This window comes from Mesorhizobium sp. C432A (assembly GCF_030323145.1).
Taxonomy (GTDB): Bacteria; Pseudomonadota; Alphaproteobacteria; order Rhizobiales; family Rhizobiaceae; genus Mesorhizobium.
Genome location: NZ_CP100470.1, coordinates 4818046 through 4843220, shown reverse-complemented (window position 1 = coordinate 4843220; position 25175 = coordinate 4818046). Strand labels below are relative to the sequence as shown.

The window sequence follows — 25175 nt, the reverse complement described above, 5'->3', positions numbered from 1 at the left end:
AGCGCTGTTCGGCTATGCGCTTCAGATAACTCCAGGGAACGCGACGCGAAGGGATCACGATCATGAAACGCTCCACCGTCAACGACATCATCCGCGATGCAGACGCCTTCATCCGCTCGTTCGGCTACATCATGCCGCCCTTCGCCTACTGGAGCCCGGAAGAGATGAAGGCGCGCAAGGCCGACTCCGCCGCCATTTTCACCTCGCGGCTCGGTTGGGACATCACCGATTACGGCCAGGAAAAATTCGACGAACTCGGCCTGTTCCTGTTCACCGTTCGCAACGGCGTCTATGCCGACATGAAGAAGGGCATGGGCATGCTTTATGCCGAGAAGATCATGATCTCGCGCAAGGATCAGCTGTCGCCGATGCATCGCCACAACATCAAGGCCGAGGACATCATCAACCGCGGCGGCGGCAAGCTCGTGCTGGAACTGTTCATGCATGATCGCGACGGCGGCATCGATCCGAAGGCCGAAGTGACGGTGCCGGTCGACGGCACCATCCACAGGCTGCCGGCAGGCGGGCTCCTGAAGCTCGACCCGGGCCAGAGCGTGACCCTGCTGCCCGGCGTCTGGCACGCCTTCTGGGCCGAGGGCAAGGATGTGCTGATCGGCGAAGTATCGACCGTCAATGACGATCTCACCGACAACGTCTTCCGCGAACCGATCGGCCGCTTCTCCAACATCGACGAGGATGTCGCGCCGGTGCACCTTTTGGTGTCCGACTATGAGAAGTGGGTGGGGTAGGCGGCCTCGCCGCTTTTACTTCGTTTGATTGAGAAGTGCGCCCAGCCTGCGCACTTCGGCGATCAGGCGAGGCATGTCCTGCCGCGCCGCAGCCATGAAATCCTGGTCTTCGGCCGTGGCGCTGGCCATTTCGATATCGTCGCCGCGATCCGCGCCTTCGTCGGTTTGAATGAAATTCGATCTGCTCAGCAAATCCCGACCCTCGACCCATGATTTCCATGGGCCGGGCTGAGCTGCGGCAGCACGCGCGCCTCCATTTCCTGGAGTTCGAGCTCGGATGGAGAGGTGTTCATGGTGACCGATTACTCGACGCTGTTAACGACAAAGCGCAATGCACTCTCGAACAGCACGCCCGAGATCCTCTGGCGTATCTGTTGAAGACAAGATCGTGTCCAGCGGCACGGCACTCTCTCTGTTGACTTTGGCATAGGGGGTAAGTGTGAATTTGTCGTCCCTTCCCTGGTCGACCGACATCTGACGGGATTTCCGAAGGAGGGAGTTGTACGACTTGAAGCCGAACCGCGAAGCCGAGCTGTCAAGAAGAACCGTGTGTACGATGTCGTCGGGCACATCGCTGGCATAAGCACCAAGCGCGTTGAGTGTTGCTAGACCGATCTCTTTGTCGGAGACCGAAGGTAGCTCGCCAATCAAAATGACGGGACCTGCGAACTTCTCCCAGCCGTCGCGGGTGGTAGCCATCGGAATTGCAAACACACTTTTATTAACTATGTTCAGGAAGCAATGTCTTATGTATCGACTCCCATCTGAGGCACAGCTCACCGCTGATACTTATCCGCCTTGCGGTTGCCCAGCAAAAGCTTGCGTTCGAGTTGAGCCCGCAGCTCGCCATAATAGGCGGTGAGGAAGGCCCTGGAATCGACCGGCTCGACCATCATGCCGATCTTGCGCCCGATCGTCTCGGCCACGGCTTTCAGCGCGAAATAGTCGTCGCGGCGCAGCACCTCTTCCAGCTTGTGCAGTTCGGCGATGCCATAGGCATCGAGCTGCGCCTGGGTGAAGCGGAAGGCGCGGGTGGTGGTGTCCTGGCGTTGCGACAGGTCTTCGACCAGCGCCAGTTTCGGCGCCTCGACCACCCAGGTTCCGGCAAGCAGATCGCCGATCCGCATACGGTCGCGGTTGAACAGCGGGAAGAGCGCAAACAGCAGCGTCCAGACCAGCCCGAAGATCGTCGACAACGTGTCGGCGAGCCCCATCTCGCTGCGGCCGAGGATGATCGACAGCGGCAGGAAGATCTCGATCTCGCGCATCAGGTTGCGGGCAATGACCTGATCGACTGACAGGCCGGCGCCGCTGCGCGATGCCACCCGGATGCCGAGCATCCGTTTGCCGGGTGTGGCGGCGCGGCGGCCGGCTTCGAAGACGATGAAGTAGGCGTTGCGCAGGAAGAAGATCAGGATGATCCAGACGATGAACAGCGGCTGCGCGCCTTCGCCTTTGAGGCCGGCCAGCCCGAACAGTGCAACGATCGAGATCACGATCGCCGTGACGATGATGATGACAAAGTCGAGCAGGAAGGCGGCGGCGCGAGTGCCGGCATCGACGAGCTTGATCCGGAGATCGACCCCTTCCGGCGTGATCAGCGGCCGTATCGTCGAGACGGTAGCACGCCTAGCGGTCGCCATGCCGCACCACCCTGAACACATAGAAATAACAGAGCCACAGCGTCAGCATGCCGCCGCCAATGGCGTAGCGTGTAGCGTCGCTGGTGATCACCTGCCGACCGATGCCTTCGAGCAGGCCGGCAAACAAAAGCATGATCGTCACCCCGACCATGGTGGTTGCCGCCACGCGCCCGGCATCGGCTGCGGCCGTCATCCGCGTCAGTTCGCCGGGGAAGGCGATACGCGTGCCGATGCGCATGCCGGCGGCGCCCGCCAAGGCGATCGCGAACATCTCGGTGGTGCCATGGATGGACAGCCATCCGCCCAACTCCAGGCCGAGATCCTTGGCGACGTAGATCTGGAACATCGCGCCAAGCAGGCAGCCATTCATCAGGATCAAGAGCACGCTCGGCACCGCGAAGGCAAAGCCCAGCGCGAAGGCCAGGATCGCCACCTGGACATTGTGCGTGAACAGATAGGCGGCGAAGCCCGACAGGAAATTATTCTCGGTGCCGTCATAAAGCACCTGCCGCAGCACTTCGGCCGAGGCATCCGGGTTGCGCCCGCCGGCCAGGCTCGGCGGAATGATGGCGTCGAACCAGCCCTTGTCTTTGGCCACCAGCCAGTAGCCGGCGCCGGCGCCGACAAAGGTCAGGACGACCGACAGCAAGGTCTCGCGCCACAAATCGCGAATGGCATGCGGCCAGTCATGCAGAAAGAAATCGCCGATGCGCTGCCGCAAGCCGCGACGCGCGCCATAGAGGTAGAAGTAGCCGCGCAGGCACAGCGCTTCGAGATAGCTGACCAGCGCATTGTCGAGCGACGTCGCCCGCGCCACCGAAAGCGAGGACAGCGCCGAGCGGTAGAGCAGCGGCAGCGACAAAAGCTCGTCTTCCGACAGCGTGCGCGGCGCACGTTTCTCGACCCGGGCAAGCAGCGCCTCGAACGCCTTCCAGTCGGCCTCGCGCTCCGAACGGAAGCTCGCCAGCGACTGCCGCACCGCATCCTTGCCGACCAGCGCGTTCACAACAGATCCTCTCGCTTGAGTTCGAGATAGCGCTCGACCAGTGCCGGCCCGAGCCTCTGATGGTCGGCTTCGATGACATGCGCGCCGAGCAGCCTGAGCCTGCCGATGACGACCTGCCTTTCGCGCAGCAGCCCGCCGGCGACAACCGAGCGCGCCACATCCTCCGGTGCGTCCGGCGGCATGTCGGCCAGTGTCTCCAGTTCGACATCCTTCATCATCATGAACAGCACCAGATGCCGTTCGGTGAGCCGGCCGACGGTGCGCAGCATCAGTTCGGCGCTGATCGGATCGACGAAGTCGGTGAAGATGATCACCAGCGAACGCCGGTCGAGCCGCGCCGCCAGCGTCGTCAGCGCCAAAGTGAAATTGGTCTCTTCGGTGGAATAGTCGATTTCCGCTGCCCGCTTCTGGATCATGGCGAAGCTGGCGGAGCCGCGCACGGCACCGCTGGAAACGCGCGGCCTCGCGTCGAAGCCGAACAGGGAGACCATGTCGCCGCCCTTCAGCGCAATGAACGCCGACAGCAAGGCTGCGGTGACGGCGCGGTCGACCTTCGGCACGCCGTCGACGGGCTCGCACATCAGCCGGCCGCTATCGATGGCCAGCACGATGTTGTTGTTCTCCTCGATACGGAATTCGCGCGCCAGAAGCCTGCCGTGGCGGGCGCTGCGCTTCCAGTCGATCATGCGCCGGCCCATGCCAGGCTGGTAGTCCTTGAGCGCCTCGAATTCGCGGCCCTGGCCGGCGCGGCGCTGCGCATGTCCGTCGGGCAGCGCCTGGCGCTGCAGAAGCGTGATCGCCTCGTCGCGAGCGCTGCTGACGTTGGGCAGCACCGCCACCTTGCCGTCCATCGGCAGCACCACCTGGTTCCAGACCAGCCCGAACGGCCCGCGCCAGCGCACCCACAGGCGATCGAACCTGGCAATGCCGCGCCGCAGCGCCTGAAATCTGAGATCGAGCGATGCGCTGCCGGCCTCGGCGGTCGATGCGCCGCCGGTGCCGCCCACCGGTTGCAGCCGCTCGTCATGGCCAAGACGCGCCTGCACGGCGCGCGGCCGTCCGCCGAGCCTGGCGGTGACATTGACGGTGAGCTGGCCGCCGACGCTGACCTGCGGCGGGGCGTGGATGCTGGCGTTCAGAGAAGCCCGTCCGCGCCCGGCGGCCGCGTCCACGGCCAGGAAAGCAAGCAGCGCGCAGATCCACAACAGGCCGAGATACCACATCGACGGCAGCGCGAGCGCGATCAGGAAGGCCGGTATTGCACCGGCCGCACCTGCCCAGACTGCCCGGCCGCTCGGATAAATCAACGTGGCGCTTCCGTCTGGTCTACAAGGTCGGTCACGATCTGTTCGACCAGGCGGCCGTCGATCTGCGCCGCCGGCGACAGGATAACGCGATGGCGCAGCGCCGGCACGGCAAGCGCCTTGACGTCGTCGGGGATGACATAGGCACGCCCGTCGAGCGCTGCCCGAGCCCGTGCAGCTCTCGCCAGCATGGCGCCCGCGCGCGGGCTGGCGCCGACCTCGAGGTCGGGGCTTTCGCGCGTGGCCCGCACCAGCCTTGCGATATAGTCCACGACGTCGTCGACAAGCGTGACCTCGCCGACGGTCGCCAACGCCTTTTCCAGCGTCTTGCGGTCGGCCTGGGCGGTGATGCCGTATTGCTTGATATCGTGCGAGGCGGTGCCGCCGCCATGGTGGATGATGATCGCCTTTTCCTCTTGCGCGCCGGGGTAGCTCACCCGGTGCTTGAACAGGAAACGGTCGAGCTGGGCTTCGGGCAGGGGATAGACGCCCTGGTGTTCGATAGGGTTCTGCGTCGCCACCACCATGAAGTTCGGGCCGAGCGCATGAGTGGTGCCGTCGAAGGTGACGGCATGCTCCTGCATCGCCTCCAAAAGGGCAGCCTGGGTCTTGGGCGGCGTGCGGTTGATCTCGTCGGCGAGCAAAAGGTCGCAGAAGATCGGGCCGCGCGTCAGCGTGAATTGCCCGGTCTGGAAATTGTAGATGTTGGAACCGACGATATCGCCGGGCATCAGGTCGGGTGTGAACTGGATGCGGCCATAGGCGACGCCCAGCGCCTGGGCAAAGCAGCGCGCCGTCATCGTCTTGGCCGTGCCCGGCGGTCCTTCGAGCAATATATGCCCGCCGGCGAACAATGCCGTGAGCATCAGATCGACCGTATCGTGTTGCCCGGTGATGGCCTTGGCCACCTCTTCCCTGATCTGTGTCGCCAGGGCCTTCACATCATCGACGTTCACCGAGCCTCCTTGCCGTCCAGTCGTGCAGCTTTTCGGCTGCATCATGCATTTGTGTCAGGGTCTTTGCCGCGTTCGCAGCTTGCAGGCGGGTCGTGAACCCGCCGGCTTCGTCCTTGTCGCGGTAATCGAGCCAGCGGTCGAGCGCTTCGCCCTGCAAACCGTGCGGCGCGCCGAGCAGCGCGCCGGCGCGCACCCGCGCCAGTGCTCCATAGCGGTCGCCTAGTTCTTCCAGCCGGCCGGCGCGGCGCAACAGCATCGCCGTGGTGTCGACCAGCGCGCGTTTGCCGAAGGCGATGGCGCGCTGATCGGCCCGTGGCGGCCCGAACCGGCCAAGGCCATGCAGGAAGGCAAGTGCCGCCGCCGCCAGGATGGTCAGCGTCAGCGCCAGGAAAGGCGGTTCGACCAGAAGCTTGGCGAGATCGTATTTTCGCCCGACGCCATGCAGCGTCAGGTCGAACATGACGGCACCCTCTTCGGGCTGGAGGAGCTCGATCAGCTTGAGCGCCGCCGCCGCCTTGTCGGGATCTTTCAAGCCAGCGTTGTTGATGAGATCGGGGTCCGTCAGAATGTAGAACCGCTCGTCTTCGACCTCGGTCAGCACGGCCTTGCCGTTGCCGGCGGCAATCAGCGGGTGTTCGTCGGCCACCCATTGCAGCTGGCCGGGAACGCTGACCATTTGCCCTGCGACGTCGAGTTGCTTGGCCATGGTCTCACCTTCGCCGAGCGTCGCCTTGGCGATGCGGCCGAGCCAGTCGTTGACCATCACATCCGGCAGCCGCTGGATCTTCATCTCCCAGCCCTCATGCTGGAACAGCGGCAAGGTCGCCCATTTGGGCAGAACGAACAGCGTATCCAGGCCCTTGCGAAGCTTGATGATGTTGGCAAGCGCATCCGGGTCGCTGTCGGGTGAAATGGTGACGATCAGCAGCATTTCGGTCTCGAGATCGCTGTCGGACCGCGCCATGTCGGGCGCTTCGCCGGTCAGCTCCAGCCATTGCGCCAGACCGGCATAGCCGATGCCGCTCTTCGACAGCGGCGTTGCGCCACCGACGCTCGGCTGGCGAAAGTCGGGCGCATAGGTGGACAACAGGAAGAAGCCTGCGGCCGCGAGCAGGCTGGCGAAAATGCCCCAGAACAGCGTCCTGCGGCTGAACGGTTCCTGCTGGGCGATGTCGGCTGTCGCGTCACTCACGTCCAGGCATCCCTGAAGACGAATCGCTCATAGGCGCTGCGCGCCTCCTGCCAGCCCTCGGGCCCGACCGGCCGGCGCGCGAACAGAGCGGCCTCGACGATGCGCGCGATCTGGGTAAAGGCGCCACGCGCCCGCGTTGGCAGCGACGCCGCTCCCGCGATATCGCGCGCGGTCAGCGACGGGCGCAGAAAGTCGGGCAGGCGGCCGGCAATGTCGGCAACGCTGCGGCGCAGCAGGAGATGCACCGCCTCGTCATACTCGCCCCGGGCGGCGAGCGCATCGGCTTCCGACAACAGGATCTGCGCGGCGCCAACGTCGGGGTGCCATATCGCTTCCGCCTCGGTCACGCTCTTTTTGCGCCACCAGGGCAGGCGCCAGGCGACGCCTTTCACTTCAAGGACAATCAGCAGCAGAATGATCGCGGCACCTGTGATCACCGCGCCCCAGAACAGGTAGATCATGTACGGGCCGAGCGATTTCAGGAACTCGCCCAGCGGTCTCAGCCACTCGGGTGTCTCGGGTGGTCTGTAGGCCGGCAGGTCGAACTGGATCGAATCGTCTGACAGCAACTGCTTGTGCAGTTTGGCCAGCCATTCGGCTTGCGCAGCGTCCGGCTGTGCAGCAGTCACCTTTTCGCCCCCATGCAACCTGCGGTTCGCGGGCCGACACTGGCAATACGCCAAGGCAATTGCAAGCGGCGGCAACCGCAAGTATCAATACGGTGATTTATACTTTCTGATTTCGGGTATCCATTAGTCGGGGGGAATGTAACATGACGTCAATCGCGAGCGAGCGGCCGGAACGGTTCAGCGTCGGCAGGGCTTTCAGCAATACGTTTTCGGTAATCGGACGCAGCTTCGTCCCACTTGCCGCCATCGTCGGCCTTTTTTCGACGCTGCCTGCGCTGCTGTACAACATCTGGAGCTTTAGTCAGATTGCAAAGATAGCAGTACCTGGGGCGAGCTTCGAGCAATCGGCGATGGCGGGCTATGGTGCCGTTTCGATGATTGCCGGCCTGGTGCTCCTGATCTTGGCCTTTCTGGCGCAGGCGGCGCTGGTACGAGCGACAATCGAAGATTTGAACGGCAAGCGCCCGTCGATTGGCGATTGCATTCAGATAGCCCTGCGCAGCTTCCTCCCCACGCTCGGAATTGGTCTTGTGATCATCGTGGCAATGTTTCTGGTGGCGATGATATTAACGGTCATCACCATGGCCATCCCCATCGTCGGCGGTGTGATTGCACTTCTGTCGCTCATCCCCATAGCCATGTGGCTGATCAGCATATCGGTGGCTGTGCCCGTCGCAGTTCAGGAAAGGCCTGGCGTCTTCGCCTCGATTTCGCGAAGCAGGGCGCTGACGAAGGGAAGCCGCTGGCGGATATTCGCGCTGTTTCTGGTCCTCGGCATTGTTGCGATAGGGCTACAAGTGGTTTTCACCTTGCTGTTTCAGGCTGCTATTGCGAGCGGCGGGATCAGCACGACCGGACTCATTGCCGCCGCCATCGGAAGCAGCCTGCTGTCGACAATCGTTTCGGCGGTGATTTCGGTGGCGATTGCCGTCACCTATGTCGAGCTGCGCCAGGTCAAGGAAGGCACCAGCGTCGACGAACTGGCGCAGATATTCTCGTAACGAAGGTTTTGGCCCGAGAACAGCCAGTCATGTTGGCGCGATTGGCCGGGATCTAGCTCGGGCCGGAAGGGGTAATCGTGGCATCGACGGCGGCGGCGCGGCTTGAGAAGTTCCAGATCGGCAGGGTTTTCAACAACACCTTCGCCGTGATCGACCGCAATCCCGGTCTGATGATTGCTTTGGCGGCGCTTTTCCTGGTCCTCCCAGCAGTTGCGCTCAATCTGTCGAACCACTGGAATGGCGGCCCCAACGGCTACATCGCCACACCTCCACTCGGCGCGAAGTGGGTCATTATGAGCAGCTCGTTCTTATCGCTCGTTTTAAGCCTGATCTATTTCGTTTGCGCGCTGTTGTTCCAGTCCTCGCTGGTGCAAGCGACGATAGAGGACCTGAACGGCAAGCGCCCGGTGATCGCTACTGCATCCAGATAGCCTTGCGCAGCATATTGCCGACGCTAGGGGTGGGGCTGATTGTCTTTTTGGCCATGATCCTTGGCCTCATCGTGATGGGCATCGCCGGAATGTTGGTGCCGATCTTCGGAGCGATCATTGCCTTCGTGGTGTTGCTCGTTGCCGGCGTCAGGTGGCTGCTCGGCATATCGGTTTCCGTGCCGGTGCTGATGCAGGAGCGGCTTGGCGTGTTTGGCGCGATGTCGCGCAGCCGTGCTCTGACCAAGGGCAGCCGCTGGCCGATGTTCGGTGTCTTGCTGATCCTGTTTTTGGCGGCGCTTGCCTTCCAGATGATGTTTGCCCTGCTGATCGGCCTGATTTTCGCTTTCTTCAGCGGCCTCTCGACGGTCGCCCTGATTTTCGGCGCTTTCGGAAGCGTCCTTATCGTGACGGTCGTGTCCACGGTGGCATCGGTGGCCATTGCGGCCGCCTATGTTGAACTGCGCCAGGTTAGGGAAGGCACCAGCGTAGACGAACTGGCGGAGATTTTCTCTTAGAAGGCGAAGCCGACTCGGCTGGTCGGGCGGCGGGATTTCAGTGACAACAGCTTGGCCCGCCTCCGCGCTCGTCCGACACAGGCACGACGAGGTGATCGCCACATCGCGCGCGAGCTGGACATGGTCGAAGCAGCGTTTGGCCGCACGGTCTGCTCGTCCTTGCCGTGCTCGTTCCAGGTGAGGTTGTAAAAAGGCCCGGCGGCATAGGCGATGCCCCAATGCACGAAGGCGCAATCAGGATCTGTCGCCAGCGCCTTCTCGAAGCACTTTATGCCTTCCTCATGGTTGAAGCCGTAGCACCAGTTCAGCCCGATATCGAACCAGCGCTGCGTCTCGGCCGAGGCGGTGGAGATTGGACGGCGATAGGTGCCGAGGTCGAAGTGGTCCATGCGTTCTCGTGCAAAATATCGCGGCCAAAGTCTATCAGGCCTTGAACTCAATCTTGGGGTGCTGACCTAGGTAAAGTGCGAAGCAATCTGTTCGACAGGGTCCTTGTCTGGGCGCACCAAAAGCCAGAAGATCAGCCCTGTAGCGCCACCGAGTATCCCTATGAAGGAGCATGCATAGAGAACTCCGCCGATTCCCAATGGAGGACTCCACTTAATGAGGCCGAAGACAAACGCTGGAACAAAAACTGCCAGAAAGCCAACGACGACGTATACCCAAAAAAACTGCCAGCGCCGTCGGGTGAGGACATAGAAGGCCGGAATTCCTACCATCGCCTCCACAACATAGAAAACAAGGGTTACGAAGATGAAGCCCGACAATGGCCCCGTCTCAGGGTGGTTCGCATGCCAATTGTAGCCGGGCAGGATCGCCGGAATAATGGGTGCAAGAATGAAAGCCCAACGGGCGCGCATGTGTATTCTCCGGAATGACGCGAGCCCACAGCGGGGCCTCGTCGACACACCAGACCGATCCACGATCGCCGCGTCAAGACAGACACCGTCGTAAATGCTCGGAGTGCGCTGCAGGTATTTACCTGAGCGACATACCGCTCAGGTGCCAGCCGGTATGCGGCGTCCCCGAACGATCACCCCTCCAGCCACACCTTCTCAAAATGCTGCTCCAGCGACTGGTGCTGTTCGCAGCCCTGCACGCCTTTGCGATAGGTGCGGTAGACCGAGCGCCAGTAGGGCTGGATGATGATGCCGGCATCGCGCAGATTCTGCTCGATCCTGGCCATGATCTCCTTGCGCTGGGCGGCGTCCGGCGTTGCCAGCGCCTTGTCGAGAAGCGTGTCGAATTCCTTGTCGGCATAGGCGCTTTCGTTCCAGGCGGCGCCCGATTTATAGGCGAGCGCCAGCACCTGGACGCCGAGCGGGCGGCCCAGCCATTCGGTGGTGGAGAAGGGGTATTTGCTCCAGTCGTTCCAGAAGGTCGCCGCCGGCAGCACGGTGCGCTTGATCTTCAGGCCGGCCTCGCGCATCTGCGCGGCGATCGCGTCGCCGGTGCTCTTTTGCCATTCGATATCGACCGAGATCAGCTCGAATTCGTGGTCCGTCTTGCCGGCCTCGGCGAGCAGTTTCTTCGCCTGATCCATATCTCGCTTGGCCGGACCGATATCGGCAAACTCAGGATGCATCGGACCGACATGGTGGTTGTCGGCGGGCTTGCCGCGACCGCCGAGGCCCAGCGCCAGCACGGCGGAATTGTCGACGGCAAGCTGGGCGGCGCGGCGCACCTTGACGTCGTCATAGGGCGCGTTGCCGACATTGAAACGGGCAACGATGGTCGATCCGGTGGCGATCTCGGAATTCAGCAAGCCCATCTGCTCGGTCTGCGACACGGCGTCGGAGGCGGTCTCGTGGTCGGTGTCGATCTCGCCGGATTCGAACGCCGACAGCATCGCGTTGGGGTCGGAGCCGTAATCGACCCATTTGATGCCGTCGAGGTAGAAGTCGCCCTTCCACCAGGGCTTGTCCTTGCGCTTCACCTCCGCACTGGTCTCGGCATTCCAGCTGACCAGTTCGCAAGGGCCGGTGGTGATTGCGAGCGCCTTCATCGGATCGTCGCCGCCCTCATAGGAGCGGTGCATGATCAGCGCGGGATAGTCGGCCATCCCTGCGATCAGCGAAATGTCGGGTTTCGGCAGATTGAGCTTTACGGTGAAATCGTCGACCTTCTCGATGCCGCCATCGACCGGCTTCTTGGTGTCGGCATTGACCAGCGCGCCCATGCGCGCGGCGACCGAATTGCCGGGGACGGAAGCGTCGCACCAGCGGTTGAGATTGTGGATGACGTCATCGGCGTTGAAGACGTCGCCATTCGACCAGGCGATGCCCTTGCGCACATGCAGCGTCAGCGTCCTGGCGTCGTCGCTGGTTTCCCAGCTTTCGAGCAGCCACGGCTCGAAGGTGAAGTCGCGGTTCCAGCGCACCAGATATTCGTTGCAGTGGCGCGCCACATTGGACATCTCGACACCGTCGAAGGTGCGCGGATCCTTGAAACCCTTGACGTTCATGGCGACGCGCAAGGTGCCGCCGCGCTTCGGCTCCTCTGCCCGGGCGGGCGACGCGCTGAGGCCGCCCAATGCCAGTGCTCCGGCCGCGCTGACGCCGAAGCCGGCCATGATGGCGAGATATTCGCGCCGGTTGACGCCGCCCTTTGTGAGATCTTGGGCGACGGGTTTGGCCTGCGGGTGCAAATTGCGGTCGGTCAGCATGAATTTCATCGTCGTTCCCTCTTTTGTTGGGCGCCCCGACGGTCCGCCTCCGCTGGGGCGGATGCGATCATCGGGCGCCGTTGCCTGAGCAGGTGATGATAAAGCGGGCCGACCCCGGGAAATGTTCGCTTTTCCGCAATTCTTGTGCGCCACTCCGCAGTGGGAGTGCAGACAATCTCCACCTTGTGGGCGCGGCAATCGCATATGGATTTCGGCGCTTTGCGCTCTACGAATACCCCCACGCTTAATCCCTCCCCACAAGGGGGAGGGAGACTTCGGCAGCGCCGAACTCGGCAGATTGGCCACGTTGAGCGCCGCAATATAGCGGGCGGCAGCGTTCCCTCCCTTGTGGGGAGGACTAGGGTGGGGTCCTCTTCGCAAAAATCTCATATGCGATTGCCTGCCCACGAGGGGGAGATCAGCGCTTCGCCGCCTCAATATGGCCAGTCGTTCTTGCCGAGCACGGCGACGGCGGCGATGGCTGCAAGCGTGCACACGAACGCCTCGCCGGCGCGCGGAACATTTTTGCGGGCGCGCAGAAAACTGTGCACGAGGCGGTTCTCCTCATACCACCAGGCGCGGCCGCCGGCGGCAACGACGCGGTCGCGATAGGTCTCGCCGTCCGACGACAGCGGATCGCACTGGGCAGTGATGATGACAGTCGGCGGCAGGCCGGAGAAGTCGTTGTCTTTCAGCGGAGAAAAAGTCGGGTCGTCGGGCGACTGTGCCGGGGCAGCGCGAATGGTGCGGTAGAACGCGATGTCGCGCAGCGTCAGCAACGGTGCCTCGGCATGTTCGACATAGGAGCCGGCACTCTCGTCGCCGCCGAGGCCGGGATAGATCAGCACCTGGCCGGCCGCCCGGCGCAGGTGGCGGCGAGACGCGTGCGCGACCGCGGCGGCAAGGTTGCCGCCGGCGCTTTCGCCGACGAGCACGATCGGCAGGTCCGTTGTCACCGCCGCCCATTCGAACACGGTCAGCGCGTCGTCGAAGGCGGCCGGGTGGGGATGTTCCGGCGCCAACCGGTAGTCGGCCGAGACAACGTCGAAACCGGTGCCGGCGCAGATCTCGGCGCAGATGTCGTCATGGCTGTCGAGCCCGCCAAGCACAAAGCCGCCGCCATGATAGTAGACGATGACGGCGCGCACGGGCTTGCCCGCCATCCGATAGTAGCGGATCGGGATGGCGTGCCCTGCATCGGCGGCGATGATGCCGCCGCTGGCCGAAACCCCTTTGGGATAACCCTGATGGAAGGCGCGGCACATCGCATCATAGACCGACCTTTGCTCGGCGATCGGAAGTTCGGCGATTTCTGGCGGGAACCAGTCATTGACCAGGTCGATATACTCCCACAGCGCCGGATCGAGCAGGGTGGCGTATTTCCCCCGCCTGGCGGTCTTGAGCTTGTGGACCGTGCCCATCTCTCAGAGCTCGCCGTAGAGCCGTTCGGCGTTTTCAAACGTGAAGCGCAGCGGTACCGAGCCTTCGACCTGCCATGCATCGATGGTGTCGCCCGCCATCAGCCGGCACGCGTCTATCGTGTTGGTGACGGCGCCGCCATAGAGCCGGTTGGCAAGGTTGAGGATGGCGGTCTGGTGCATGGCGGCACTGCCGCTGCCGCAGGCATCCTTGACCAGAAGCACGCGAAAGCCGGATGCCACCGCGTCCTTCACGGTGGCGTCGATGCAGGCCTCGGTCCAGACGCCGGCGACGATCAGCCATTCGATGCCGCGCGCCTTGAGTTCGGTTGCGGCAGGCCCGCCGCCGAAGGCGCTGGCCTGCGTCTTGACCAGCATCGTCTCGCCGGCCGCGGGCGCCACTTCCGGGCAGATTTCCGTCAGAGGATCGCTCTTGTCGGAAAAGGCGGACTTGCCGTCGGCGTCGAGCGGATGGAAGGGATGCGCCTTGGCGGCATCGACGATATAGGCCCAGTGGTAGAGCGGCACGAAGTTGCGCCGCGCCGCCGCCTGCAGGCGTTGGACGTTGGCCAGCACCTCGCCATAACCTTCGACCAGATAGCGCTTGTCCTGCCGATGCTCTTCCTGGAGGTCGATGAACGCCGCGGCGACCGTGCCGCGTTTGATGGAGATGGGGCTTTTCATGCGGATAGGCCTTGGTTCGCGACCAACGCCGCCGCTCTTCTCGCAAGGGCAGCGCAAGCGGTGGAGATTGGTCGGCGTCCTCCGAACTTCGTCCTCCCAGGGCGAAGCAGCCGCGCAGCGGCGTCGCGGAGACCCTGGGATCCGTTCCGTGACGTCGACCGTGGAGTGCAACTGTGCAGGATCTGCACCGTTGCGGCGCTCTGGAGTCCATGCCGTGACATTGGCCAAGGAATGCGGCGGAGCAGAACTTGCACCGTTGCGGCGCGGATGAGTCCCGGCATGGATCCTAGGGTCTGCGCCGCGTCGCTGCGCTCCTTGCTTCGCCCTAGGATGACGACGGGATTGGCGTTCGCGCTGGTTGCCAAGGGATGCGAAACGACCATCAAACCTGCTTCTCCAGAAACTCATCCTCGTAGGGAAAGCGCGACAGAAGCTCGGTGCCGGTGTCGGTTATCAGGATTTCGTCCTCCAGCTTGACGCCCTCGCGGCCGCCTTTCTCGCCGATATAGCTTTCCACGCTCACCACCATGCCGGGCACGACAACACCGTCGCGGCCATAGGTCTCATAGTCCATGGCATGCGCGATGAACGGCGTCTCGCCATGCATGCCGACGCCATGCATCACCGAGGTATAGCGCTGGTCGACGAAACGGTCCGGGATTTTCCACGCTCTTTCGGCGATCTCGCGAAACGCCATGCCAGGTTTGACAATCGAAATGTTGTGCTGAACCTGGTCGTGCGCCATGCGGTAGAGCGATTTCTGATAGTCGGTCGGCTTGCCAGGCCCGCAGCGGAAGGTGCGCGAAAAATCGGAATAATAGCCATAGCAGCCGATCGTGTCGGTATCGAGCGCCAGAAGCTCGCCCGGCCGGATCTTGCGGCCGCTGGCCTCGTTGAACCACGGATTGGTGCGCTGTCCCGAGGTGAGCAACCGCGTCTCGATAAACTCGCCGCCCTGGCGGATCACCTCGCCATACATGATGGCGAACAGCTCGTTTTCGGAGACGCCGGGCTTGATCGCCTCGCGCACGGCATAAACAGCGGCTTCCGCGCCAGCCATCGATACCTGCAGGCATTTGACTTCCTCGGGTGTTTTCACCGCGCGCACGGCCAGGATCTCGCCCTGACAATCCCTGACGTCGCAGCCGCGCTTTTCCAGCGCCAGCGCCTGCAAATGGCTGCAGCGGTCGAGCCCGAGCTTCATCGAGCCGCCGCCATGTTTCTTCAAAAGCTCGGCGATCTCGTCGGCGAAGGGGCCGGCGGTTTCGTCGTCGCGGCCCGACACCGAAGACCATACCAGCTTGGACGGGCGCGCCTCGTCGATCGTGTCGAGCACCATCGAGACATGGTAGCTCTGCGGGTATTCGAACAGAACGATCGGCCCGTCGGTCGGGATGAAGAAATACCGCGTCGAGTTGCGCAGGAAATAGCCGAACATGTTGCGCGAGCCGGTGGCATAGCGCTGGTTGTAGGGGTCGAACAAAACGACGCCCCCATAGCCCGCCTCGCGCATCCAGCCGCGCAGTTTCGCCAGCCGCCCTTTGCGCAAGGCGTCGGCATCGATGAAGGACGGCTCGGTGTCCGACAGCCACATGCCGCCGGCGGAGTCAGCCGCGACCGGGTGGCGCATGCGGTCCTTGAAATCCACATCCTCGGTGCTGTCGGGGTCGAAAACGACGATGCTCATGGTGCGCCTCCTGAAGGCCTGAACATAGCTACGAACCGCAGTATGTCTGTGCGAGAATCCGCAGATGTCGTGCGAAATGCCGCAAGAAGGGCATGGATACAAAGGGCAATGTGGCGATCCTTCGCGCCCCCCTCTGTCCTGCCGGACATCTCCCCCACAAGGAGGGAGATTAGCAGCTTTCGCGTCCCGCTCGGTGATTGGCGAAAGCCGAGGCGACATCTGATCTCCCCCCGTGTGGGGGAGATGTCCGGCAGGACAGTGGGGGGCGCTGTCCCGCCAGCATCTCACCGCGTTAGCGCGCAGCGCCCTCTAATGCCGCCGCATCGCCTTCGGCGCGTGCCCATGCTCCTCGCGAAACGCTCGGGCAAAACTTGACATCGACGCGAAGCCGCAGGCCAGCGCCACGTCTCGCACCATCAGCGTCGAATGGGCCAACAGGTCGGCGGCGCGCCGCAGCCGGAGCCGCCGGTAATATGCATTGGGCGAAATGCTGAGCTGGGCGCGGAAATTGCGCTCCAACTTGTCGGAGGAGACACCGAGCCTTGCCGCCAGCTCCGTCATGCCGAGCCGCTCTTCCACCGCATCCTCCATGATGGCGATGGCCGACAGCACCAGTTCGTTCTGGACGCCGGTGCGCAGCCTGAGCGGCATCAGCTTGCGGTCGACGCTCGAACGCAAGGGGCTGTGCACGAACCATTCGGCAACGCCCGCCGCGAGCTCGCCGCCATAATCGTTGGTGATGATCTCCAGCATCATGTCGAGGCTGCCGACGCCACCGGCCGAGGTGAAGCGCTTGCGGTCGATGACATAGAGATCGCGCCGAAGCTCGATATCCGGGAAGGCCTCCGTGAAGGCCGCCTGGCTGGTCCAGTGCAAGGTGCAGGCATGGCCGTCGAGCAAGCCGGCCCTGGCGAGGAAGAAGGCGGCGTCGGCCACCGCGCCGATATGGGCGCCGGCGCGCAGGCTCCTGCGGATCCAGGCAACCGCATACTCCGCGACAAGCAAGTCCGCATTGCCGCCGGAGCAGACGACGATGCGGTCGACCTTCGGTGCGCTGGAGGCTGAGAATCCCGGTTGTATGACAACCCCGTTGGACGCCTCGACCGTTCCCTGGTCGGCGCCGACGATCACCCAGCGGTAACAATCGCGTTTGGCCAGCACATTGGCGGCGCGCAGCGGCTCGATCACCGAACTGAACGCCATCATCGGAAAGCCGGGAAAGACCAGCACGGCGAAGGTGAGGGGACCTTCGCTCGCTGCGGGTTGCGCCCGGTCGTGTGTTTGGCTGGCACGGTCGGTATTCACAATTGTGTATTTCCTGGGAGCGTCATTGGTGGCAGACAGGAAATGTAAGGGGCTTTTTGCCCCGCCGGCAATGGAGACGACGCCATGTTTGCGGCCCAGACCATCGACAGCACCGACAAGCCAGCCTTCTACCGCGAACTGGCCACCCAGTTGAAGGCGCTGCTGGAAGGCGAGAGCGACTCCGTCGCCAACGCCGCCAACACATCGGCGCTGATCTTCCAGATGGTGCCCGATCTCAACTGGGCCGGCTTCTATTTCCTGGCGTCGGACGAGGAGCTGGTGCTTGGACCGTTCCAGGGCAAGCCGGCCTGCGTGCGCATCGCCGTCGGCAAGGGCGTGTGCGGCACCGCCATCGATCTCGAAATGTCGATGCTGGTCAAGGATGTGCATGAATTTGCCGGCCACATCGCTTGCGACGCCGACTCGCGCTCGGAGCTCGTCGTGCTGCTGAGCGACAATGACGGCGTCTTCGGCCTGATCGACCTCGACAGCCCGACGCCCGGCCGCTTCGACAAGGACGACCAGGCCGGCATCGAAGCGCTGGCCGCGATCTATGTCGCGGCGAGTTCGTTCGAGGACTAGGCGAACTTCACCAGCATCAGGCTGAAGCCTCCGATGAACAGGAAGGCGCAGAAGGCGAGCGCCAGCGGGCGAAGGCCGCGCGAGCGCAGTTGCGAAATGTTGGCCTGCAGACCCATGGCGGCGAGCCCCATGGTCAGCATGCGGGTGGTGGCGAACGCCATGGCCGACTTCACTTCGGCCGGCACGGCAACCAGGCTGTTCAGCGCCACGACGGCGACGAAAGCGGCGACGAACCACGGTATCGGCGGCCGCGCACCGGATTGGTCGCTTGGGCGATCGCCATTGCTCTTGCGGCGCGCCATCAGGCCGAGCGCGATCACCATCGGCGCCAGCATGGCGACGCGGGTAAGCTTGGCGACGGTGGCGATTTCGCCGGACTGGGCGCCGTTCTGGAAGCCGGCGCCGATGACCTGCGCCACCTCGTGGATCGAGGCGCCGGCCCACAGGCCGAATGCGTGCTGGTCGAGGCCGAGCACCGGCGCCAGCAGCGGAAAGCCGAGCATGGCGACGGTGCCGAACAGCGTGATCGAGGCGACGGCATAAGTGACGTCCTCGTCGCGCGCATCGGTGACGATGTTGGTGGCAACGATCGCCGAAGCGCCGCAGATCGAGGTGCCGGCGGCAATCAGCTGCGCCAGCTTGGCGTCGACGCCGATCAGCCGGCCAAGCGTGATGGTGAAGACGAAGGTGGCGCCAAGGGTGGCTGCCACGATGCCGACGCCGCCGGCGCCGATGGAGACGACCTGGCCAAGCGTCAGCTGGAAGCCGAGCAGCACGACGGCAAAGCGCAGCAGGCGCTTCTGCGAGAATGCAATGCCGGCCTTGGCATGGGCGGGCGTGCCGAGCACGTTGGAATAGATCATGCCGGCGACGACGGCGAGGATCATCGGGCTGAACAGCGCGAAGCCGGAGACATTATGGGCCGAGAAGGCCACAGCCGTGATCATCGCTACCAGCACGATCCCGGGGATGACGCCATTCCACACGGAATCGAGCCGCTTCCGGCCCACGGGCAGGTCGGCGGAAATCATGCTGATCGGAATATCGTTCGCTAGTTGGGCGGCGGCAGACAATGCAATTCTCCAGGCAAGTACCTCAGGAGAATGTCATTCCAGAATCGATCTTTCCAACGAATTGTTCTTATTGAAATGATCGATCTTTGCGAACGGTCGGCAATGCCTTCAATCTTGCCTGTGCCATGCAAACATGATGACTGGCTCGGTTATGCAGCTTGACGCTCTGCGTCTTGCACTCCAGCGTGGCGTCATGTCCATTTTCTCGCTCGCCATCGCCCAGCGACGTCGCCTCTGCACAGTGCGGAGCGGCAAGGCGCGACGACAAAGACCGGCACACTAAGTCGGTTCGTTCGTTCCAGCCCCGCCCGCGACGTCTGCCGGCGGGGTTTTCATGTCTGGAGCCTTTGCCATGTCCAATTCTTCCATCCTGTTTCGGCCGGCCCAACCGGCGGACGCTGCCGCCATCAGGGACATTGTGCGTGCCGCCTATGCCAAATGGGTGCCTCTGATCGGCCGCGAGCCGCTGCCGATGCGCGCCGACTATGACAAGGCGGTCGCCGAACATCCGTTCGATCTCGCCATCGAAAATGGCCGCATCGTCGGCATGATCGAGACCATCCTGGCCGACGATCATCTCTGGATCGAGAATGTCTGCGTCGCGCCACAGGCGCAGGGCAGGGGCATCGGCCGGCTGTTGCTGGAACGGGCGGAGCAGAAGGCGCTGGAGGCCAGCTGCTTCGAGCTGCGCCTGCTGACCAACGGCGCCTTCATGGCCAATGTGTTGTTGTACAAACGGCATGGCTATACGATCGACCGGGAGGAGCCGTTCATGAACGGCATGACGGTCTATATGAGCAAGAAACTGGGTGATGGCCGATAACAGGGAGGATCGGATGGCAGTCAGGGTCCGGTTGAAGCCGCTCACGGGGCGGTATGCGGTTTCGCGCCTCGAAGCAAAAGACAGCATTCCCGGCTGGGCGGACGGGCCGGGCTTCGTCAGCATCACCAGGACAGAGGACGAGCTTTCGGTCGTCTGCCTGCAGGATCGGGTGCCGGACGGGGTGAAGCATGACAGGGACTGGGTCGCCCTGAAACTCCAAGGTCCCTTTGCCTTCGACGAAACCGGCATCGTCCTGTCGGTGATAAAGCCATTGTCGGAAAGCGAACTCGGCATTTTTCTGGTATCCACCTTCGATGGTGACCATCTGCTCGTCAAAGCCAAGGATGAAGCCGCGGCAAGGGGGCTTCTGGTCGCGGCGGGGCACACGCTTCTGTAGCCGTAGGCTCAATCGCCCGCCCTTGCGTTTGACATCGCTCTTGCCCCATCGTTATCCCCGATACGACGATCTGGCGATCGCCCCCATCAATTCAGAAATCCCCCGAGGAGAAGCCCGTGTCACACAATCTGCAGTTCTATATCGACGGCGTGTGGGTCGATCCTGTCGTGCCCAGCACACTCGACGTCATCGACCCGTCAAACGAAGATGCTTTCGCGCAGATTTCGCTCGGCTCAAAGGCCGATGTCGACAAGGCGGTTGCGGCCGCCAAGCGCGCCTTCGAGACATTCGGCTTCACTTCGGTCGAGGAGCGCCTCGATATCCTCAACCGCATAATCGAGGTCTACAAGAAGCGCAGCGCCGATCTGGCGCTGGCCGTATCGCGCGAGATGGGCGCGCCGCGCCAGATGGCACTCGACAGCCAGGTCGGCATTGGCCTGGCACATCTGCGGAAGATGGCCGAGGTGCTGAAGTCGTTCGAATTCCGCCACGTCAAGGGCTCGTCGCTGATCGTCAAGGAGCCGATCGGGGTCGTCGGCCTGATCACGCCGTGGAACTGGCCGCTGAACCAGATCACCTGCAAGGTCGGCCCCGCCCTTGCCGCCGGCTGCACCATGGTTCTGAAGCCCTCGGAAATCGCCCCGCTCGACGCCATCATCTTTGCCGAAATCATCGACGAGGCAGGCGTTCCCAAGGGCGTCTTCAACCTGGTCAACGGCGACGGCCCGGGCGTCGGCCAGGCGCTGTCCAGCCATCCCGATGTCGACATGATGTCGTTCACCGGGTCGACCCGCGCCGGCATCCTGGTCGCCAAGGCGGCCGCCGACACGGTCAAGCGCGTGCATCAGGAACTCGGCGGCAAGTCGGCCAACATCCTGTTTCCCGATGTCGATCTCGAAAAGGCCGTCAGCAAGGGCGTCGCCGGCTGCTTCAGCAACTCGGGCCAGTCCTGCAACGCGCCGACCCGCATGTTCGTGCCGCGCGACCGCCATGACGAGGCGACCGGCTACGCCAAGACGGCGGCCGAAAAATTGACCGTCGGCCCGGCCGATGCGGCCGGCACCAAGCTCGGCCCGGTGGTCAGCCAGATCCAGTTCGACAAGATCCAGGACCTGATCCAGGCCGGCATAGATGAAGGCGCCACGCTGGTCGCGGGTGGACCGGGGCGTCCGGCCGAGCTCAACCGCGGCTACTATGTCCGCCCCACCGTGTTCGCCGACGTCACATCAGACATGCGCATCGCGCGCGAGGAAATCTTCGGGCCGGTGCTGGCGATCATGCCTTACGACACAGTGGAAGAGGCGATCGGCACCGCCAACGACACTGTCTATGGGCTGGCGTCCTACATCCAGGCCAAGGATATCGAGAAGGCCCGCGAAGTCGCCGCCCGCATGCGCACCGGCACTGTCTACATCAACTATCCGCAATGGGACGCCGGCCTGCCATTCGGCGGCTACAAGCAATCCGGCAACGGCCGCGAATACGCCGAATACGGGCTGGAGGATTTCCTCGAGATCAAGGGCATCGCGGGGTATAAGGCAGCGGAGTAGGGGCTACCCCTTGGGGACCGGCAACCAGCCGGTCCCGAGGCTTCAGCTCTCAAAGGTGCGGCTTCACTCTTCCCGGAAAGCTTTCTGGATCTGATCCGACAGCGGCTTCACCAGATAGGAAAGCATCGTCCGGTCGCCCGTCGGGAAGAACACTTCGGCCGGCATGCCTGGCGCCAGCGCCAGCCCGCGCAGCTTGGCGACCTCGGTTTTGGGCAGCGTCACCCGCGCCACATAGAAGGCTGCTCCGGTGCGCTCTTCGATGGTGAGATCCGCCGAGATCCGCGACAGCGTCCCGGTCAGCTCCGGCGTGGTTTGCCGATTGAAGGCCGACAGGCGCAAAATCGCATTCTGGCCCATCGTCACCTGGTCGATATCCTGCGGTGCGATATGCGCTTCAACGGTCAGGTCGTCCGTCACCGGTACGATCTGCATCACCTGTTCGCCGGGGGTGATCACCCCGCCGATCGTATGCACGGCCAACTGCAGCACCACGCCATCCTGCGGGCTGCGCAGATCGATGCGCTTCAACTGGTCCTCGGCCGCCACCTTGCGTTCGACGAACTCGGAGATCTTCCCTTGGGTTTCGCGTAAGTCGGTTGCGACCTCGCTGCGAAGGTCCTGGTCGATCTGGATAATCTGCAGTTCGATCTCGGACGCCTTGCCTTTCACCTGGGCAATTCCGGCGGTCAACTGGCCATGCTCGCCTTCGAGCCGCACCGCGTCCCGTTCCAGCGCCGTCATCCGCTCGATCCCTATCAGCTTGCGACGCCAGAGCGACCGCACCCCTTCCAGCTCGATCCCTATCAGCTCGATCTCGCGGCGTTTCGCCTGCCGCTGCTCGGTCAGGCCGGCGGTCTCCTGCGTCAACTGGGCGATCCGTTCGCGCAATTGAGATCGCTGGCCGGATCGCGCCTGGTGCCGGAAATCGAACAGCGATTGTTCTCCGGCCATCGATGCGGCGACACCGGCTTCGTCGCGCCGCGATGTTAAAACGTCCGGAAAGCTGATCGTGTCCTTGCCGTCACGCTCCGCCTCCAGGCGCGCCAACCGTGCATAAAACTCATCCAGACCTTTTGAGACGATCGCCAGATTGGCGCGCGTTGTCGTCTCGTCCAGCCGCACCAGAATATCGCCCGCCTTGACCCGGTCGCCTTCACGCACCCTGATCTCGCCGACCACGCCGCCCGTCGGATGCTGAACCTTCTTTACATTGGAATCGACCACCAGCCGGCCAGCTGCGATCACCGCACCCGACATCTTGGTCACTGCCGCCAGGCCGCCAACACCTCCGACAAGCAGCAGACAGGTAGCAACGCCAGCCACGAGATAGCGGCGGACCTGCCGGTGATGCAAAGCGCTTCTGTCCTCGCTCATGCCGGAACGCCTCGCTCCGTGGCGGCAACGACCTTGAGCGGCGCTGCCGATCGGAAGACCTTGTTCAGCACCTCGTCCTTCGGACCGAAGGCCTGCACATGGCCATTGGCCATCACCAGCACCGTATCGACATTGGCCAGCACACTGGACCGGTGCGCGACGACGATAACGATGCCGCCGCGGTCCCTGATGCCCTGGATCGCTGCGGACAAGGCCACTTCACCCTCCGAGTCGAGATTGGAATTCGGCTCGTCCAGGATGACCATGAACGGATCGCCATAGAGAGAGCGGGCAAGGGCGACACGCTGCCGTTGCCCCGCCGACAGCGAGGCGCCGGCTTCGCCAACCTTCGTGTCGTAACCGTCGGCCAGATGCACGACGAGATCATGCACGCCGGCGGCCTTGGCTGCCGCAAGCACCATGTCGGATGACGCATCCGGGTCGAAGCGGGCGATGTTCTGCGCAATCGTGCCGTCGAACAACTGCACATCCTGCGGCAGGTAGCCGATATGTTTGCCCAACTCGTCGGCCGGCCACTGGTCAAGCGTCGCTCCGTCCAGCCGCACGGCGCCGCGCGCCGGCAGCCAGACACCTGCAAGCGTACGCACCAGCGATGATTTGCCGGAAGCACTCGGGCCGATGACCCCCAGGCCTGCTCCCTTGGCCAGTGAAAAACTTGCATCCCACACCACCGGCGTGCGTTCGCCCGGCGGCGCGACACTGACATTCTCGACCGCCAGCGCGCTGACAGGCGCGGGCAGGGTCACGCCGGTTGCGCCTTCCGGCAGCGCGGACAGAAGCTGCTTCAGGCGTGCCCAGCTTTGCCGCGCCGAAATGAAACCCTTCCAATGCGCTATCGCCAGTTCGATCGGAGCCAGCGCCCTGCCCATCATGATCGAGCTTGCGATCATGATGCCGCCGGTCGCCTCTTGCTTGATGACCAGATAAGCGCCGATCGCCAGCATTGCCGATTGCAGCATCAACCGCAGGATCTTGGAAATCGTGCCAAGCGTTCCCGCGACATCGCTGGCCGCCGCATGGGCGTTCAGGTACTCGGCATTGACGGCAGACCACCGCTCCGCGATACGCCCGCCAAAACCCATGGCCTGCATGGCTTCGGCATTGCGCCTTGTCGCCTCGGCCAACGTGCTGCGAACGGCCGCGTGCTGTCCGGCGATCCTTGTCGGGCCGCGGGTCCGGAATTCGGCCAGAAGCGTCAGTGCAAACAGGACAACGGCGCCGGCAAGCGCGGTAACGCCGATCCAGAAATGAAAAATGAAACAGATGCCGATGTAGAGCGGCATCCATGGCAGGTCGAACAAAGCGGTCGGTCCGGCACTGCCGATAAAGGAGCGGACCTGATCGAGATCCCGTAGGGGTTGCAGCCCGTCGCCGGAAGGCTTGGCGCGCAGCGGCAGGCGCATCAGCGCCGAATAGACCGACGGGCTCAGCTTTGCGTCCAGCCCCTGTCCCAGCCGAACCATGAGGCGAGAGCGGATCAACTCCAGCACGCCCTGAAACACGAACAATGTTCCCGCAAGCACCGCCAGGCCGACCAGCGTCGGCACGCTGCGACCCGGAACGACGCGGTCATAGACTTGCAGCATGAAGAACGAGCCGGTCAGGGTCAGCACGTTGACGACCCCGCTCATCAGGACGATGCCCGAAAACGCACGTCGAAAGGACGCCAGGATTCCGACCAGCGTAAGCGGCGTCGATGGCGTCAGCTGCATGCAGGCTCGCAATCAGGATATGGCATCTCGCCCTTCAATAGATAACTGCCTTGAGTGTGACATGGACGGGCAGGCCGGCCTGGAACTGCGCGCTGCCCCGCGCCACCAGCCAGCCGTCCGCACGCTCCAGGCGCGCAATGACCTGCAGCGTTGGTGAAGCGGTCGAGCTTGCGGGCAGGGGCAAGGAAAATTCTATCGTCTTTGAGCCGCCCTCGCTCTTGAGGCTGGTTTTGGCGGCGCGGCGTCGCCCACTGTCGTGGATGGCGGGATCATCGAGATAGATCTCGAGATGACCTTCCGGGATAGACTTGCCGCCCACAAAGGTGACGGCGCCGCGAATATCGGTTGCGCGAATATCTGGCGATTGCGCTGCCGCCGCCCCGGTGGCCGCGGCGACTGCCGCAACTCCGGCGGCCATTAACACTGTGCGGCGGTCGGTCATCGCGTCCTCTCCCTTT

Annotated in this window: 27 protein-coding genes; 8 read left to right on the top strand and 19 right to left on the bottom strand. The window is 63.3% G+C overall.

Annotation, left to right across the window (positions count from 1 at the left end; all coding sequences use genetic code 11):
* Positions 1–62 precede the first annotated feature (62 nt).
* On the top strand, positions 63–749 hold the full coding sequence (locus NLY33_RS23765; protein WP_023694398.1) for a D-lyxose/D-mannose family sugar isomerase: 687 nt from the start codon (positions 63–65) through the stop codon (positions 747–749).
* Between the two features lie 15 nt (positions 750–764).
* Here NLY33_RS23765 and NLY33_RS23760 read toward each other — a convergent pair whose 3' ends face one another.
* The 8 genes from NLY33_RS23760 to NLY33_RS23725 form a co-directional block, all read right to left on the bottom strand.
* Entirely contained in the window at positions 765–941 is a 177-nt protein-coding gene (locus NLY33_RS23760) for a hypothetical protein (RefSeq protein WP_023689648.1), read from the bottom strand.
* Between the two features lie 123 nt (positions 942–1064).
* A complete protein-coding gene (locus tag NLY33_RS23755) occupies positions 1065–1448 on the bottom strand; it encodes a hypothetical protein (protein ID WP_023705783.1) in 384 nt (127 codons plus the stop codon).
* A 77-nt stretch (positions 1449–1525) separates the two neighbouring features.
* Complete coding sequence (locus NLY33_RS23750) at positions 1526–2392, bottom strand: RDD family protein (protein ID WP_023705784.1); 867 nt, start codon at positions 2390–2392, stop codon at positions 1526–1528.
* The gene (locus tag NLY33_RS23745) at positions 2379–3398 is read right to left on the bottom strand and encodes a stage II sporulation protein M (RefSeq protein WP_023705785.1); all 1020 of its coding nucleotides are present in this window, start codon (positions 3396–3398) and stop codon (positions 2379–2381) included. Before NLY33_RS23745 ends, NLY33_RS23750 begins: the two co-directional genes overlap by 14 nt.
* The gene (locus NLY33_RS23740) at positions 3395–4705 is read right to left on the bottom strand and encodes a DUF58 domain-containing protein (RefSeq protein ID WP_023705786.1); all 1311 of its coding nucleotides are present in this window, start codon (positions 4703–4705) and stop codon (positions 3395–3397) included. Before NLY33_RS23740 ends, NLY33_RS23745 begins: the two co-directional genes overlap by 4 nt.
* Positions 4702–5658 carry an AAA family ATPase gene (locus NLY33_RS23735; protein WP_023705787.1) on the bottom strand — a complete coding sequence of 319 codons (957 nt, stop codon included), beginning with the start codon at positions 5656–5658 and terminating at the stop codon, positions 4702–4704. Before NLY33_RS23735 ends, NLY33_RS23740 begins: the two co-directional genes overlap by 4 nt.
* Positions 5645–6850: a hypothetical protein gene (locus NLY33_RS23730; RefSeq protein WP_023705788.1), complete on the bottom strand. Its 1206-nt coding sequence runs from the start codon at positions 6848–6850 to the stop codon at positions 5645–5647. The genes NLY33_RS23735 and NLY33_RS23730 overlap by 14 nt, the downstream gene beginning before the upstream one ends.
* The gene (locus tag NLY33_RS23725; protein ID WP_023682900.1) at positions 6847–7479 is read right to left on the bottom strand and encodes a DUF4129 domain-containing protein; all 633 of its coding nucleotides are present in this window, start codon (positions 7477–7479) and stop codon (positions 6847–6849) included. The genes NLY33_RS23730 and NLY33_RS23725 overlap by 4 nt, the downstream gene beginning before the upstream one ends.
* A gap of 143 nt (positions 7480–7622) precedes the next feature.
* Here NLY33_RS23725 and NLY33_RS23720 point away from each other — a divergent pair, with 143 nt between their 5' ends.
* The 3 genes from NLY33_RS23720 (at position 7623) to NLY33_RS23710 (ending at position 9426) form a co-directional block, all read left to right on the top strand.
* Complete coding sequence (locus NLY33_RS23720; RefSeq protein ID WP_023694390.1) at positions 7623–8480, top strand: hypothetical protein; 858 nt, start codon at positions 7623–7625, stop codon at positions 8478–8480.
* Between the two features lie 77 nt (positions 8481–8557).
* Positions 8558–8911, top strand: coding sequence for a hypothetical protein (locus NLY33_RS23715; protein ID WP_023694389.1), 354 nt, complete (start codon positions 8558–8560; stop codon positions 8909–8911).
* A gap of 47 nt (positions 8912–8958) precedes the next feature.
* Positions 8959–9426, top strand: coding sequence for a hypothetical protein (locus tag NLY33_RS23710; RefSeq protein ID WP_245261212.1), 468 nt, complete (start codon positions 8959–8961; stop codon positions 9424–9426).
* Here the strand turns inward: NLY33_RS23710 and NLY33_RS23705 are convergent.
* The 7 genes from NLY33_RS23705 to NLY33_RS23675 form a co-directional block, all read right to left on the bottom strand.
* The gene (locus NLY33_RS23705) at positions 9423–9815 is read right to left on the bottom strand and encodes a tetratricopeptide repeat protein (protein ID WP_023694387.1); all 393 of its coding nucleotides are present in this window, start codon (positions 9813–9815) and stop codon (positions 9423–9425) included. The genes NLY33_RS23710 and NLY33_RS23705 overlap by 4 nt on opposite strands.
* Positions 9816–9881: 66 nt before the next feature.
* Positions 9882–10286: a hypothetical protein gene (locus tag NLY33_RS23700; protein WP_023705790.1), complete on the bottom strand. Its 405-nt coding sequence runs from the start codon at positions 10284–10286 to the stop codon at positions 9882–9884.
* Positions 10287–10459: 173 nt separating this feature from the next.
* A complete protein-coding gene (locus tag NLY33_RS23695; RefSeq protein WP_023708775.1) occupies positions 10460–12100 on the bottom strand; it encodes an ABC transporter substrate-binding protein in 1641 nt (546 codons plus the stop codon).
* A gap of 425 nt (positions 12101–12525) precedes the next feature.
* Entirely contained in the window at positions 12526–13512 is a 987-nt protein-coding gene (locus tag NLY33_RS23690; protein ID WP_031196895.1) for an alpha/beta hydrolase, read from the bottom strand.
* 3 nt (positions 13513–13515) lie between these two features.
* Positions 13516–14193 (bottom strand): isochorismatase family protein, encoded by a 678-nt coding sequence (locus NLY33_RS23685; protein ID WP_023705793.1) that lies wholly within the window; start codon positions 14191–14193, stop codon positions 13516–13518.
* A 382-nt stretch (positions 14194–14575) separates the two neighbouring features.
* Entirely contained in the window at positions 14576–15880 is a 1305-nt protein-coding gene (locus NLY33_RS23680) for a M24 family metallopeptidase (RefSeq protein ID WP_023705794.1), read from the bottom strand.
* Positions 15881–16189: 309 nt separating this feature from the next.
* On the bottom strand, positions 16190–17086 hold the full coding sequence (locus NLY33_RS23675) for a GlxA family transcriptional regulator (protein WP_286439855.1): 897 nt from the start codon (positions 17084–17086) through the stop codon (positions 16190–16192).
* A gap of 183 nt (positions 17087–17269) precedes the next feature.
* Here NLY33_RS23675 and msrC point away from each other — a divergent pair, with 183 nt between their 5' ends.
* Entirely contained in the window at positions 17270–17767 is a 498-nt protein-coding gene (msrC, locus tag NLY33_RS23670; protein WP_023705795.1) for a free L-methionine (R)-S-oxide reductase MsrC, read from the top strand.
* On the opposite strand, the gene NLY33_RS23665 is transcribed toward msrC, so the two are convergent.
* Positions 17764–18798 (bottom strand): YeiH family protein, encoded by a 1035-nt coding sequence (locus tag NLY33_RS23665; protein ID WP_245261209.1) that lies wholly within the window; start codon positions 18796–18798, stop codon positions 17764–17766. The two genes, msrC and NLY33_RS23665, sit on opposite strands and share 4 nt — an antisense overlap.
* Before the next feature lie 394 nt (positions 18799–19192).
* Here NLY33_RS23665 and NLY33_RS23660 point away from each other — a divergent pair, with 394 nt between their 5' ends.
* The 3 genes from NLY33_RS23660 to NLY33_RS23650 all read left to right on the top strand — a co-directional run bounded on the left by NLY33_RS23660 (position 19193) and on the right by NLY33_RS23650 (position 21610).
* Positions 19193–19663, top strand: coding sequence for a GNAT family N-acetyltransferase (locus NLY33_RS23660; protein ID WP_023705797.1), 471 nt, complete (start codon positions 19193–19195; stop codon positions 19661–19663).
* A gap of 13 nt (positions 19664–19676) precedes the next feature.
* On the top strand, positions 19677–20060 hold the full coding sequence (locus NLY33_RS23655; RefSeq protein ID WP_023705798.1) for an ACT domain-containing protein: 384 nt from the start codon (positions 19677–19679) through the stop codon (positions 20058–20060).
* A 116-nt stretch (positions 20061–20176) separates the two neighbouring features.
* The gene (locus NLY33_RS23650) at positions 20177–21610 is read left to right on the top strand and encodes an aldehyde dehydrogenase family protein (protein WP_023705799.1); all 1434 of its coding nucleotides are present in this window, start codon (positions 20177–20179) and stop codon (positions 21608–21610) included.
* A 63-nt stretch (positions 21611–21673) separates the two neighbouring features.
* Here the strand turns inward: NLY33_RS23650 and NLY33_RS23645 are convergent, their stop codons facing one another.
* Genes NLY33_RS23645 through NLY33_RS23635 form a run of 3 tightly spaced genes read right to left on the bottom strand, consistent with a single transcriptional unit; the run spans position 21674 to position 25159 of the window.
* The gene (locus NLY33_RS23645; protein WP_023705800.1) at positions 21674–22984 is read right to left on the bottom strand and encodes an HlyD family type I secretion periplasmic adaptor subunit; all 1311 of its coding nucleotides are present in this window, start codon (positions 22982–22984) and stop codon (positions 21674–21676) included.
* Positions 22981–24717, bottom strand: coding sequence for a type I secretion system permease/ATPase (locus NLY33_RS23640; protein WP_023705801.1), 1737 nt, complete (start codon positions 24715–24717; stop codon positions 22981–22983). The genes NLY33_RS23645 and NLY33_RS23640 overlap by 4 nt, the downstream gene beginning before the upstream one ends.
* Before the next feature lie 34 nt (positions 24718–24751).
* On the bottom strand, positions 24752–25159 hold the full coding sequence (locus NLY33_RS23635; RefSeq protein WP_023705802.1) for a hypothetical protein: 408 nt from the start codon (positions 25157–25159) through the stop codon (positions 24752–24754).
* Positions 25160–25175 lie beyond the last annotated feature (16 nt).

What these genes read in the sequence shown, in the direction of transcription:
- NLY33_RS23655 (WP_023705798.1), top strand. Translation starts at nt 19,677, where the DNA reads ATGGCAGTCAGGGTCCGGTTGAAGCCGCTCACGGGGCGGTATGCGGTT.
- NLY33_RS23690 (WP_031196895.1), bottom strand. Translation starts at nt 13,512, where the DNA reads ATGGGCACGGTCCACAAGCTCAAGACCGCCAGGCGGGGGAAATACGCC.
- NLY33_RS23660 (WP_023705797.1), top strand. Translation starts at nt 19,193, where the DNA reads ATGTCCAATTCTTCCATCCTGTTTCGGCCGGCCCAACCGGCGGACGCT.
- NLY33_RS23765 (WP_023694398.1), top strand. Translation starts at nt 63, where the DNA reads ATGAAACGCTCCACCGTCAACGACATCATCCGCGATGCAGACGCCTTC.
- msrC (WP_023705795.1), top strand. Translation starts at nt 17,270, where the DNA reads ATGTTTGCGGCCCAGACCATCGACAGCACCGACAAGCCAGCCTTCTAC.
- NLY33_RS23640 (WP_023705801.1), bottom strand. Translation starts at nt 24,717, where the DNA reads ATGCAGCTGACGCCATCGACGCCGCTTACGCTGGTCGGAATCCTGGCG.
- NLY33_RS23695 (WP_023708775.1), bottom strand. Translation starts at nt 12,100, where the DNA reads ATGAAATTCATGCTGACCGACCGCAATTTGCACCCGCAGGCCAAACCC.
- NLY33_RS23685 (WP_023705793.1), bottom strand. Translation starts at nt 14,193, where the DNA reads ATGAAAAGCCCCATCTCCATCAAACGCGGCACGGTCGCCGCGGCGTTC.
- NLY33_RS23755 (WP_023705783.1), bottom strand. Translation starts at nt 1,448, where the DNA reads ATGGCTACCACCCGCGACGGCTGGGAGAAGTTCGCAGGTCCCGTCATT.
- NLY33_RS23675 (WP_286439855.1), bottom strand. Translation starts at nt 17,086, where the DNA reads ATGATGGCGTTCAGTTCGGTGATCGAGCCGCTGCGCGCCGCCAATGTG.
- NLY33_RS23705 (WP_023694387.1), bottom strand. Translation starts at nt 9,815, where the DNA reads ATGGACCACTTCGACCTCGGCACCTATCGCCGTCCAATCTCCACCGCC.
- NLY33_RS23700 (WP_023705790.1), bottom strand. Translation starts at nt 10,286, where the DNA reads ATGCGCGCCCGTTGGGCTTTCATTCTTGCACCCATTATTCCGGCGATC.
- NLY33_RS23750 (WP_023705784.1), bottom strand. Translation starts at nt 2,392, where the DNA reads ATGGCGACCGCTAGGCGTGCTACCGTCTCGACGATACGGCCGCTGATC.
- NLY33_RS23665 (WP_245261209.1), bottom strand. Translation starts at nt 18,798, where the DNA reads ATGATTTCCGCCGACCTGCCCGTGGGCCGGAAGCGGCTCGATTCCGTG.
- NLY33_RS23645 (WP_023705800.1), bottom strand. Translation starts at nt 22,984, where the DNA reads ATGAGCGAGGACAGAAGCGCTTTGCATCACCGGCAGGTCCGCCGCTAT.
- NLY33_RS23720 (WP_023694390.1), top strand. Translation starts at nt 7,623, where the DNA reads ATGACGTCAATCGCGAGCGAGCGGCCGGAACGGTTCAGCGTCGGCAGG.
- NLY33_RS23680 (WP_023705794.1), bottom strand. Translation starts at nt 15,880, where the DNA reads ATGAGCATCGTCGTTTTCGACCCCGACAGCACCGAGGATGTGGATTTC.
- NLY33_RS23635 (WP_023705802.1), bottom strand. Translation starts at nt 25,159, where the DNA reads ATGACCGACCGCCGCACAGTGTTAATGGCCGCCGGAGTTGCGGCAGTC.